Genomic DNA, 13,173 nt, shown 5'->3' with positions numbered 1-13,173 from the left:
TTTGCCCGGTTTTCAGCGTTATTGGCGGCTTTCCGGGTCATTCGCCGCCGCGCAGGAGCGTGAATTTAAATCGATTCATTGTGGCAACCGCAAATGAAGAAACATTACCCGGCACCATCAATTTCGTAATTGTATGATGATTAGCCAAGTCCCAGCATCATCACTGCCAAGCATCGCAAGGCCGGCGAGCAAGACGTTGTAAGGGGAACGCCGCTCGATGCATCTGCCGGGCCAGTGGCCCGAAATGACAACAACAACTGGCAGGCCCCAGGCCTGCCGGCACAGTGAACTGCGGGGAGAACGTCGGTCATGAGTGGAAAAGTGCATGCCTTGGGTCTGCATGGCGATACGTGTGCGTCATCGCCAACAATGGTTTCCAGCGCCAGACTGGCGGCTGCCATCGCGATAGGGTTGGCATTGATGTACGCGCCCGTGCGGGGCCATGCCCAGGATGCCGGCACGACGCCAGCGGGCAACGGTACGACCGCCGCTTCGACAAACGCTTCGGCAAACGCGATCAAGAAAGCCGCCGACGGCGCCGCCGACAAGAAGAACGCGAAGAACCTCGCCCAGGTCACCGTGACCGGCATTCGCGCCAGCCTGGAGTCGGCGCAGGCGCTGAAGGAGAACGCCACCCAGATCGTCGATTCGATCACCGCGGTGGACATCAATGCCTTGCCCGACCGCAGCGTCACCGAAACGCTGCAACGAATCAGCGGCGTCACCATCGACCGCTTCGTCTCCCCCTCCGATGCCGACCATCCCGCGGGCGAGGGCAGCGGTGTGATGATCCGCGGCCTGACCCAGGTGGCGAGCCAGTTGAACGGGCGCGATACGTTTTCCGCCAATAGCGGCCGCGGCTTGAGCTTCGAAGACATCCCGGCTGAATTGATGTCCGGTGTCGACGTGTACAAAAACCCCTCGGCAGACATCATCGAGGGCGGCATTGGCGGCACGGTGAACCTGCGCACGCGCATGCCGTTTGATGCGCCGGGGCAGCAGATCGGCTTCTCCACCGGCGTCAATGAGGGCGACATCTCCAAGAAGAGCAAGCCGTCGGCATCCTTCCTCTACAGCAATCGCTGGAAGAGCGAGAGCCTCGGCGAATTCGGTGCCTTGCTCGATGTGTCCTACTCGGAACTGGCCAGCCAGACTGACGGTATCCAGCTCGAACCGTTCACCCGGCGTACCGATGCGGCGGCGCTTGCGGGCACCAATTTCAAGCAGGTGTACGTACCCGGCGGTGCAGACTGGCGCACGCTGGATTTCCAGCGCCGGCGCATGGGCATCGCCGGTGCGTTCCAATGGCGACCGACCGATAACCTGGAACTGTATTCCCAGTTCATACGCTCGTCCTATCGCATGAGCTGGCTCGAGCACGGTGCCATCTTTGCCGACAGCAATTTCGACATCACGCCGGCGAGCGGCACCGACTTCAACTACAACGGCCAGGGTATTTTTCAGAGCGGCTGGCTGAACTCCGATACCTGGCGCGGCAATTACCCGGGCAGTCAGAATGGCGTGGGTTTCAACGGCGATACCCGCTATCAGGTGCAGACCACCACCACCACCGACTGGTCGAACGGCTTCAAGTACAACGTCAACGATCACGTGATTTTGAGCGGCGATTTGCAGTTGGTGAAATCCAACAGCAACGAAACCGATTTCACCATTTTCAGCGAGACATACCTGCCGGGCGTGTTCCTCAGCACCAACGGCAGCCACGGCATGCCCAGCGTCACGGTCAGCCCGGCGGGCTACGTCAACAATCCCGCCAATTATTTCTGGTCCGCCGCGATGGACCACGTCGAGGACGAGCGTGGCATGGAGCGCGCTGCACGCCTCGACCTCGAATACGATTTCGAAGACAGCAAGTGGCTGCAATACGTGAAATTCGGCATTCGCGCCACCGATCGCGATGAAGACAACGTAAGCAGCCCGTACAACTGGGGCGCGATCACCCAACCGTGGGCGACGATCGATACGCCAAGCGGCCTTGCTACGCTCAACAGCAGCCTGCCCAATTACTCGTCGCTGTACTCGTTCGCGAACTTCTTCCGCGGGCAGGTCAATGTGCCGTCGCTGTACTTCCCCAACGGCACGCTGGCTACCAACTATTCGCAGGCCTATTCGATCCTGAAGACCATCGAGGCGTCCGGCGGTTGGAAGCCGGTGCAGATCACGCCGGCCGATCTCAACAATCAGGGCGAGAAGACCAAGGCCGCATACGGCATCCTGTACTTCGGCAATGACGATGCGCTGGGCATTCCGGTCGACGGCAACATCGGCGTGCGCCTGGTGCGCACCAGCGAAAATGCCGCTGGACAAGGCCAATACCCGACGCTGGCCGGCAACGACCTTCCTCCCGCGGTCATGGCCATGTACAACGGCCAATATTTTCCGGTGGACGGCCGCGGCAGTTATCAGAATGCGCTGCCGAGCTTCAATTTGCGCTTCAAGCTGACCGACGACCTGCAGTGGCGACTGGCCGCTTCCAAGGCCATGACGCGCCCGGATTTCAGCCAGATGCAGCCGTTCCTGCTGTTGGGTGCCACGCTCAATCCCGACAAGACCGCCATCACGCAATGGACGGGCACGGCCGGCAATCCCGACCTGAAGCCGATGATCGCCAAGCAGTACGACACCGCGCTGGAGTGGTATTTCTCGCCGACCGGCCTGCTGTACACCACGGCTTTCTTCAAGGACATCGGCAACTACATCGCCGAAGAAACCGAGACCGAGGTGTACAACAACCAGCAGTGGTCGGTGACCCGTCCGTACAACATCGGCACCGGCATGGTTCGCGGCGCGGAGTTCGGTTACAACCAGTTCTTCGATTTCCTGCCGGGCTGGATGAAAGGCTTTGGCGTGCAGGCCAACTACACCTATGTGCACAGCCAGGGCGGCGTGAATACGGCGACCAACCCGTACAGCGGCGCGGTGGTTACCGGCTTTCCGCTGCCGATGGTCGGCTTGTCGCCGCACAGCTTCAACCTTGCCGGCATGTATCAGTACGGCAACTGGCAGGCGCGCCTGGCCTACAGCTGGCGTTCGCGCTACCTGCTCAGTACCAGCGATGCCAACACGCATTTGCCGATGTGGTCGGACAACTACGGCCAGCTCGATGCGTCGGTGTTCTACAAGGTCAACGCGAACATCCAGGTCGGCCTGACCATGAACAACCTCACCAACGCAACAGTGAAGACCTTGATGGGACCGACCAGCTACGGCAATGGCGTCGTCGACTACAACTTGTACCCGCGCGGCTGGTTCGTCACCGACCGCCGCTACGAGCTGGTGCTGCGGGCCAATTTCTGATGCGGCGGCTCGTTGCGCCCTCTCCCCTGCGGGGAGAGGGCTGGGGTGAGGGGCCAATCTTGCGGCAGTTTCCGGTTTCGCTCCTCTCGCTGCGCACGAAAACAAAACCCCTACTCATGCTCAGGCACATTTGCACGGTCGCGTGCACTTGGCTCTTGTTCGCCAATGTGCACGCTGCAGAACCCGCTTCCATTCCCTATCGTTTCACCAACGTACGCATCGGCGGCGGTGGCTTCGTCAGCGGTCTGGTGTATCAGCCCACGGCGCAGGGCTTGCTGTATGCGCGCACCGACGTCGGCGGTGCGTACCGCTGGGATCAGGCCAGCGGTCGCTGGACGCCATTGACCGACTGGCTCGGCGCTGCAGACGACAATCTGTTCGGCATCGACAGTCTTGCTATCGACCCTGCCGATCCTGGCAAGGTTTATCTCGCCGCCGGCACCTACACCACGGCTCAGGCCGGTAATGCCGCGGTGCTGCGCTCGAATGATCGCGGCGCGCATTTCCAGCGCACCGACCTGCCATTCAAACTGGGTGGCAACGAACTGGGGCGGGGCAACGGCGAGCGCCTTGCGGTCGATCCCAACGATGGACGCATCCTGTTTCTCGGCTCGCGCGACGCGGGCTTGTGGCGCAGTGACGATGCCGGCGCGCACTGGGCGCGCGTGGCGAGTTTCCCAGCGGTAGCCACGTCACTGTCGGCGACGGCGGAGAATCATTGGCGGCGTCAGGCGATCGGCATCGTGTTCGTGGTGTTCGATCCGTCCAGCGGTGCGCCAGGCAAGGCATCGCAGACGCTTTATGCGGGTGTTTCCACGCGCAACACCAGCCTGTTTCGTTCCACCGACGGCGGTCATAGCTGGAGCGCCGTGCCGGGACAGCCGCTCGGCTTGCGTCCCAATCACCTGGTGCGCGCCGGCGATGGCACGTATTACTTGAGCTACGGCGACGAGCCGGGGCCTGACAGCATGCATGACGGCGCGGTGTGGAAATACCAGTCGGTCGAAGGGCGCTGGACCGATGTCACGCCGTTGCCGCACTTGGCTGGCCAGCCCAGTGGCTATGGCTGGGGCACGGTGGCGGTCGACCCTGAAAATCCCAAGGTGGTGATGGCGTCGACCTTTGCGCACTACACACCCAAGGACGAGCTTTTTCGCAGCATTGACGGCGGTGCGCATTGGCAGGAGATTTTTGCCCGCTCGCAATTCGATTTCAGCGAAGCGCACTGGACGCGGGAACATACGCCGCACTGGATCGCTTCGATCGCCATCGATCCGCACGACCCGGATCGCGCGTGGTTTGTTACCGGCTATGGCGTGTGGATGTCTACCGACATGCGCCAGGCCGACCGTGGCGGCCAGGTGCATTGGCAGTTCCAGGATGCCGGCCTGGAGGAAACCGTTGCGCTGGGCCTGGTCAGTCCGGCGCAGGGCGCGCATCTGTTGAGTGCGCTAGGCGACCTGGACGGCTATCGCCACGATGACCTGAGCGTCGCGCCCCTGCAATTCTCGGCGCCGCCGCGCTATGCCAATTCCGAAAGTATCGACAATGCCGGACTGAAGCCTGAGCTGATCGTGCGCAGCGGATATCTGCGTTATCCGTTTGGTTCGGCGATCCGGGCGGCATATTCCGAAGATGGCGGCAACCACTGGCAGGCGTTCGCCAGCGAGCCGTCCCAAGGGCAGGGCGCCGGCAGCATCGCCATCGCCGCCGATGGCAAGACCGTGTTGTGGTTTGCAGCGGACGCACAAACGGCTTATCTCACGCGGGATTTCGGCAAGCACTGGCGTGCGAGCGAAGGGCTGCCGGCCGGTGCGCGCGTGCTGAGTGACCGGCGCGATCCGCAACGCTTCTATGCCTATGTCGCCGGTACGGGAAGGGTATTTGCCAGCCACGATGGCGGCGCGCACTTCCACGTCATCGGAGGTGTGCTGACCGGTACGTCGGCGCCGCGCGCCATTTCCGAAGTACAGGCAGCACCCGATTCGGCCGGCACGTTGTATGTCGCCAGCCACGACCTTGGGCTGATGCGGATCGGCGACGATGGCAGCCTACGTGCACGCGCGGGCGGATTATCCGAGGTCAGCTCTTTCGGCTTTGGCCGAGCGGCGCCGGGCAAGCAAACGCTCACGCTGTTCGCCGCCGGGGTGCGCAATGGTTTGCAGGCGCTTTATCGGTCGACGGATGGCGGCGCGCAATGGCTGCGCATCGATGACGATGCCCACCGCTACGGCAAGATCCGTTTAGTCACCGGCGACCCGCGGATTTTCGGGCGCGTGTATTTCGCCAGCAGCGGACGCGGCATCGTGTATGGCGATAGCCTGGGACCCGAGCATCCATGAAAAAACGTTCATCGCAACCGGCCCTGCGCAGTCGCGTGGTGGCGTTGTTGGCAAGCCTGGCCATCGCATCCGCATCCGCCATGGATGCAGGCGGTGGCATACCGCGCATCGTGAGCGAGCAAGGTCGCCACGAACTGCTGGTCGACGGCAAGCCGTTCCTGTTGCTGGGCGCGCAAGTCAACAATTCCAGCAATTGGCCGGCGATGCTCGACCAGGTCTGGCCGGCCATCGAAAAAATCCAGGCCAACACGGTGGCTGTGCCGATCGCGTGGGAGCAGATCGAGCCGACCGAAGGGCAGTTCGATTTCAGCTTTCTCGACACCCTGCTTGCGCAGGCACGCCAGCACCGCGTGCATCTGGTGTTGCTGTGGTTCGGCACCTGGAAGAACACCGGGCCGAGCTATGCGCCCTCGTGGGTGAAGCTGGACAATCGGCGTTTCCCACGCGTGCAGACGCGCGACGGCAAGCTGCTGGATTCGCTCTCGCCGCTCGCCGGGGCCACGCTCGATGCCGATCGAACGGCCTTCGTGCAGTTCATGACCCATTTGCGCCAGGTCGACGGTGCACGGCACACCACCATCCTGGTGCAGGTGGAAAACGAGTCGGGCAGCTACGGCACCGATCGCGATTATTCGTCGGCGGCGAACGCGCAATTCGCCGCACAGGTGCCGGCTGTCTTGCTGCAGGCGTCGGGCAAGCAAGGCGGCAGCTGGAGCCAGGTATTCGGCAACGACGCGGCCGAATACTTCGAAGCCTGGTCGATCGCCCACTTCATCGGACAGGTGGCAGCCGCAGGCAAGGCGGTTTATCCCGTGCCCATGTATGTCAACTCCGCCTTGCGCGATCCGCTGCATCCCGGCCCTGCCGGCAGCTATCCCAGCGGCGGTCCCAGCGACAACGTGATGTTCATCTGGAAAGCAGCGGCACCTGCGCTGGATCTGCTGGCGCCGGATATCTATCACTCCGACGATGCGTACTACACCGCCGTGCTCGACCGCTACTCGAAGTCGGACAACCCGTTGATGGTCGCGGAGACCGGCAACGGCCAACCCTATGCGCGCTATATCTTCGCTGCCCTTGGCCGGCAGGCGATAGGCTTCATGCCATTCGGCATCGACTACACCGGCGACAACAATTGGCCGCTTGGCGCCTGCAAGGTGGATGCAGATGCGCTGGAGCCGTTCGCAATGAACTATCGCCTGCTGCAACCGTTGGGCGGTTTGATTGCCGACCTCAGCTATGCCGGCAAAGTGTGGGGCGCTTCGGAGCCGGACCACGTGCATCGGCAGACGCTCGATCTCGGTGCGTGGCAGGCGACGGTTTCCTACGGATTGCCGCAATTCGGCAGCGGTACGCCGCCGCCGGGCAACACGCCGCCCAAAGGCGGTGTGCTGATCGCCCAATTGGGCAAGGACGAGTACCTGGTTACCGGCTATTTCGCGCGGGTCGAATTTGCGCCGGGCAAAGGCGGCGAACACCGGCACTTCATGATGGAGCGCGTGGAAGAGGGTACCTACGACAGCCAGGGTCAATGGCATTTCCTGCGCAGGTGGAACGGCGACCAGACCGACTACGGCGTGAATTTCAGCGATCGCCCGCAGGTGTTGCACGTCAAGCTGGCGACCTATTGAAGCGTTTCGCCAGATGGCAGTTGTTTTGAGTACGAGCAGAGGATCGAGGATGCAATATCGCCCGTTGAAACATTTGATGCTTCCGCTGTGCCTGGCATTCGCCGTGAGTGGCGCGGCCCGTGCCGATACCGTGCCTGCGCCGGACAGCGCGGCGATCGAGCAGCGCGTGGACAGTCTGCTTGCGCGCCTCACCTTGGCGCAGAAGATCGAACTGCTTGGCGGCGTCGACAATTTTTCCACCCACGCCGAGCCGCAGATCGGCCTGCCTGCACTGACCATGTCCGACGGTCCCTATGGCGTGCGCGGCGCGGGCCCCTCGACCGCTTACGCCGCCGGTATCGGCCTGGCGGCCTCGTGGGATCCGGCGTTGGCCGAAAAAGTCGGCGAAGCGATGGGGCGCGATGCGCGCGCGCGCGGCATCAACTTTCTGCTCGGTCCCGGCGTGAACATCTATCGGGCACCGCAGAACGGCCGCAACGTGGAATATTACGGCGAGGATCCGTGGCTGGCGGGCAATATCGCCGTCGGCTTCATCGATGGCGTACAAAGCCAGGGCGTGGTTGCCACGGTCAAGCATTTCGCCGCAAACAACTCCGAATACGACCGGCGCCATCTGGATACGCACATCGATGAGCGGACCCTGCGCGAAATCTATTTGCCCGCGTTCGAAATGGCGGTCAAGCAGGCCCACGTCGGCGCCGTGATGAGCAGCTACAACCTGGTCAATGGTGACTATCCGGCCGAAAACCAGGAACTGGGCCTGGATATCCTGCAAAAGGATTGGGGCTTCCAGGGCATCTTCATGTCCGACTGGGGCGCCACGTCCGGCCCCGGGCACGATTGGAAAAAAGCTTTCGACGCCGGGCTGGATCTGGAGATGCCGGCCGCCGACGCGTTTGCGCCGCAACGCCTGTTGTCGGCCCTGCACGACGGTACGCTGTCGCAGGCCACGCTCGACGACAAGGTGCGGCGCATCCTGCGCACAGCCGTGCGCTTCGGTTTCCTGGATCGCCCGCAGAAAGACCTGTCGATCCCCAGGTTCAGCCTGCAAAACGATCGGGTTGCGCTGCAAGGCGCACTGGAAGGCCTGGTGCTGCTGAAGAACGAGCATCAGCTGTTGCCGCTGGATGCCTCGCAGCTGAAGACGATCGCCGTGATCGGGCCGAATGCCGAACCGGCCATCACCAGTGCGGGCGGCAGTTCGCACGTGGATACCTTTCAGTCGCACAGCCTGTTGTCCGGCATCACACACGTGGCAGGCGAGCAAGTGCGCGTGCTATACAGCCGCGGTTTGCCCACAGCGATGGAAGTCTTCAAGCAGACCGCGTTCCGCGGACCGAGCGGGCAGGCGGGATTGCTGAAGGAGACATTTGCCAACGACGATTTCAACGGCAAGCCGGCGACCAGTACGGTCGATCCCCAGGTGGATCAATGGAAGCCGGAGCTCTGGACCACGCCTGCCGTGCATCGGCAAAGCATTCGCTGGAGCGGCAGCTTCGTGCCTACTCACGATGGTCAGTATCTGTTCCTGACCGCCGCGGCCAGCGAGGATACCTACACGCTCTACGTCGATGGCAAGCCGGTCATTGCGCAACCGCATCGCGAAGGCCAGGCGCCGCTATACGCCACCTTGTCGTTGCATGCCAACCAGCCGGTGAGTATCCGCCTCGATTACAAGCCCGATGTCGATTACAGCCGCATGGGGCTGGGGGTGATCGCCGTCGACGACCTGATTGCACCCGACGCCAGGAAGATGGCCGCCATGGCCGATGCCGCCGTCGTGGCGGTGGGTTTCGATCCCAGCTCCGAAAGCGAAGCCTACGATCGCACCTTCGTGTTGCCGTGGGGCCAGGAAGCGCTGATCGATGCGGTCGCGGCGGCCAATCCCAAGACGGTGGTGACCGTAACTTCCGGCGGTGCCTACGCCACCCAGCGCTGGCTGGATAAGGTGCCGGCGCTGTTGCAAAACTGGTATCCGGGGCAGGAGGGCGGCCTGGCGATTGCCGAGGTGCTGTTCGGCAAGCGCTCGCCGGAAGGCAAGCTGCCGATCAGCTTCGAGCGCGAACCGACGGACAACCCCACGCACGACTGGTACGACGCTGCGCCGCATCCGGCCGGCACGCACCCGAGCGTCACCTACGGCGAAGGCGTATTCCTCGGCTATCGCTGGTACACCAGCCACCCCGACAAGCCGCAGCCCTTGTTCGCGTTCGGCTATGGGCTCTCATATACCGGGTTCCGGTTCGCTCACGTTGCGGTGAAAGCGCTGCCTGGCGATGAAGCCGAGGTGTCGTTCGATGTCGTCAATACCGGCAAGCGTGAAGGCGCCGAGGTGGCGCAGGTGTATGTCGGCGATCCTTCCGCGAAAGTGGCGCGTCCCGAACGCGAGCTCAAGGCCTTCCGCAAAGTGCGCCTGCAGCCGGGCCAGACGCAGCATCTGGTCTTGCATCTGGATCGCCGGTCTTTCGCTTATTACGACGTGCAGTCGAAGAACTGGAGGGTCGATCCGGGCCAATTCAAGGTGTATGTCGGGGATGCATCCAACAACACGCCTTTGGAAGCGGATCTGACGCTTTCTCACTGAACCAGCATCGCTTTCGGCCCCGAAGGGCCGAAAGCGGTCCGGCTGTTTAGAACGAGTAGCGCACGCTCACCGTGGTCGAACGCGGCAACTGCAGACTGTTGATGGCATAGTAGTAAGGATTGGGCACAGGCAGGTTGGTGGCCTGGCTGAATACGCCGGTATCCGTTTGCATGACGCGGCTGGTTACGCTCTGGCGATTGGTCACGTTGCTGACGTTGAGATCGAAACTCAGCTTGTGTCCGTGCAGATTCAGGTCGTAGCCAAGGTCCAGATCCAGCTGCCAGAAGAATGGCGCCCGCCAGGTGCTTCCCTCCGGCACCAGCTTGCCGCTGCAATAATGGCTCCACGCGCCCCACGACAGCGTCACCAGATTGTTCGGGTCGGGCACGGTGCCGACGCAGCTGAAAGGCTCACCGGTATGCGCGTTGAAAACCGAGCCGAGGCGCAATCCGTTGTTCCAGTAATACACGCCGCTGACTTTCAGCGCATTGCGGATGTCGCCGGTGAGCGGGCCGGTAAAGCCGGCCGTGAAAGGCTGTAATCCCCATACACCTGAATAACCGGGCCATACCGAGCCGGAGACGTTGCCGCCATATGCACCGCCCGCTTCGGTCAGGTTGGTGTAGCCGTCGACGTTGCCGTACAGGTGTGTCCAGGTGTAGTTGACGGTAATCACGTACGGTTCGTCCTGCGTGCGCGAATGCTGCAGCGAGAACGTAAAGTCGTAATAGCGCCGCTTCGGCGGTGGCATGTTGAGATAGGAATTGGGAATGGTGATGTCTTCCATCGTGCCGTTGCCCAACAGGTTGTCTTCCAACACGATCGAGCGCCCAGGGTTGAACTGGATGCGTCCGGCCAGCAAGCCGGGGTAGTTCGGATAGCCGTGCGTGCGTACGTAGTCGGTGATCGTGCCGCTCTGGTCGTCCGTTTGCTCCACGATGTCCTTGAGTTCGTGCACGTCCGTCTGCGCCAGCAACGACCAGCTCGAGGTGAGCTGCTGCTGCAGGTAAAGCTGCAGCTCGTATTGATGGGTGTTCTTGAGATTGCGGCTGGCCAGGCTCACCGGGTTGGGCATAGCGCCATCGGTGACCACTTCGACCGGACCCACTTGCTGCAAACCGGTGGGCACGGAGGTGGTGGGGTTCATGCCGGTGTAGCTGTAGTACGTTGCCGTGTTGACCACCGAAGTAGCCACTTTGTAGGCGAGAAACGAAGGCATCGGCAAAGTGTAGTTGCCGAGATTGGCCCCGATCTTCATCGTACTGTCGCCGTGCACGTCCCAGGCTGCTCCCAGTCGCGGCGACAACGTATTCAATTGCAGGAAGGAAGCGCCTGTGCTTGCATCGTTGCGCATCTGGTCCAGGCGTGCGCCGGCCTGGATCACCAGGTGCGGCAACGCCTGCCAGGTGTCGAACAAGTAATAGCCCTTCTGGAAGGTGCGGAAATTTCCGCCCGCCGAGAAGTCGCCGCTTATCACGTATTGGCCGTTGGCCGGCACCGGCGAGCCGTTGCCCATCTCCTGGTCCTGGGCACCGTATTCGTACACCCAGTTGCCGTTCGGATTGGTCATGGGCTCGTAGTGATAGCTGTTTTCGTATTTCTCGCCGCCGAAGGTCAACTGGTGATCGCCGAGGTTCCAGTTGAACTCGAGCTTGATGCCTTGCTTTTGGTAGGTGGTATCAGTGGGTGCGTAGTAATCGTTGACGCCGCCATAGAGCATGGAGCAGATATATGTGGTGGCGCTGCAGTTTTCCACGAATGGATCGCCGCTTTTCGCATCTACGTAATACGCATCCTGGCGCATGTCGCCGGCCATCGCGCGCATGCTCAGGTCGTCGGTGATCTGCCAGTGGTAGTTGCCGATCAACATCTTGTACGGGCCGGAATAGCCGTTCCAGGCGCCTTGGCTCGACGCCGTCGAAGGCTCGTACGGATTGGTCATGTTGTAGGTATAGGTGGAGCTGGTGTTCCAGTTCTTGTAGCCGGCCACGTTCAACGACTGATTCTTGGTGATATCCCAGGTGATATTGACCAGCGCGTCCTTGCCGCGCGCAGAGGTGCGCGTCACATCGGAGTTGCCTGGGGAGTATTGCTTGTAGCTGTACGGCGGCTGGTCGCCAAGCAACAGGTAGAAGAACAATTTGTCCTTCACGATGGGACCCGACAGCCAGGCGTATTGCTGGGTATAGGCGCCGGTGCTGTTGGCGTGCTCGAAGAGCTCGTAATTGCCCTGGCTGTTGTAGGTGTCCACGGCGCGTGCGTTGAGCAAGGTGGACGTGCCTGGGTAATAGTAGACGTCGTAGCCGAAGTGGAACGTATTGGTGCCTTGGCGCAAAGTGGCCGAGGTGACGCCGCCGGTGGTGCTGGTCCACGACAGATTGCCGCTGCCGGGAATGAACTGGGTGCTTTGTACGGCTTCCTGCGGGAAGCCGGTCTTGCCCAGTCCGGTTACGTCGTAGGTGGTATCGAATTCGTTGTAGTAGTAGCGATTCTCGGACGGACTGTTGCCGGCCACCTGCGGATAGCCGCCGGCGCTGCGCACATTGGAGTTGAGCAGGGCGACAGCGTCGATATTGGTCTGATTGACGGGAAGGTCGTGCAGCAACTCGGCGCTGTAGACGGTGGAAAGTTCAGGCGTGCTGACGTCGATCGGGTTGGTCACCGTATCGAGATAGTGCGAATCCACCGTCACCGTGGCCAAGGTCTTGGCAGACGCGTTGGAGGTGGCCTGCGGTGTCGGTACGTTGACCGAGGTGTTGGCCACCACCTGTACGGTGTATTGGCCAAGCGTCGTTCCATTCTGCGCAATGTTTACCTGATAAAGCCCGGGATTGAGGTAGTCGAGGCTGTAGCGTCCGTCCTTGACGGGCACAGCCTTGGCGAAACCGATGTCGGCGCGCGTGACCTGCACACTTACGCCGGCCGTGGCGGGTACCTGGCCATGCAGTCCGCCGGTAATGGATTGCGCCTGTGCGTGACAGCCGTACGCGATGGCCGTGGCGAGCACGCCAAGCTTCAGCCCCGAGCCGATGGCGTGGCGCAATGCCAATCGCTGCCCGGCATTGGATTCGCGTTTGACGAAATTTGCGCGCGCGGTGGCCTTACACGGATCTTGAACCATGTTTCTCCCCTTTTGATTTTTTTGGATGCAAGCCACCCTGCCGCGTATCGGCCATGGGCCCGCGTTTCATCTACCGCTTTTGTTTGATGTGCCCCAACGGCTGCGTCTGGCCCGGATTCGTGGACGCGATCCGCAGGATTCCCAGTCCCACGTCGAAGGTCCTTCGCCTATCCGGCA

Annotated in this window: 5 protein-coding genes; 4 read left to right on the top strand and 1 reads right to left on the bottom strand. The window is 61.9% G+C overall.

Translation table 11 applies throughout. The features are described 5' to 3' along the window. The first annotated feature begins 369 nt into the window (after positions 1-369). From ISS99_RS16530 to ISS99_RS16515, 4 genes are all read left to right on the top strand, one after another. Positions 370-3,318 (top strand): TonB-dependent receptor, encoded by a 2,949-nt coding sequence (locus tag ISS99_RS16530; protein ID WP_204633937.1) that lies wholly within the window; start codon positions 370-372, stop codon positions 3,316-3,318. 116 nt (positions 3,319-3,434) lie between these two features. Further along, entirely contained in the window at positions 3,435-5,660 is a 2,226-nt protein-coding gene (locus tag ISS99_RS16525) for a WD40/YVTN/BNR-like repeat-containing protein (protein WP_425490485.1), read from the top strand. Then, positions 5,657-7,291 (top strand): DUF5597 domain-containing protein, encoded by a 1,635-nt coding sequence (locus ISS99_RS16520; protein ID WP_204632737.1) that lies wholly within the window; start codon positions 5,657-5,659, stop codon positions 7,289-7,291. The genes ISS99_RS16525 and ISS99_RS16520 overlap by 4 nt, the downstream gene beginning before the upstream one ends. 49 nt (positions 7,292-7,340) lie before the next feature. Further along, positions 7,341-9,875 (top strand): glycoside hydrolase family 3 C-terminal domain-containing protein, encoded by a 2,535-nt coding sequence (locus ISS99_RS16515; RefSeq protein ID WP_239538117.1) that lies wholly within the window; start codon positions 7,341-7,343, stop codon positions 9,873-9,875. A 46-nt stretch (positions 9,876-9,921) separates the two neighbouring features. Here the strand turns inward: ISS99_RS16515 and ISS99_RS16510 are convergent, their stop codons facing one another. Continuing rightward, on the bottom strand, positions 9,922-12,996 hold the full coding sequence (locus tag ISS99_RS16510) for a TonB-dependent receptor (protein ID WP_204632736.1): 3,075 nt from the start codon (positions 12,994-12,996) through the stop codon (positions 9,922-9,924). Positions 12,997-13,173 lie beyond the last annotated feature (177 nt).

Source organism: Dyella mobilis, assembly GCF_016904945.1.
Classification (GTDB): domain Bacteria; phylum Pseudomonadota; class Gammaproteobacteria; order Xanthomonadales; family Rhodanobacteraceae; genus Dyella_B; species Dyella_B mobilis.
The sequence above is the reverse complement of the archived record's forward strand: the minus strand, read 5'-3'. Positions and strand labels throughout refer to the sequence as shown.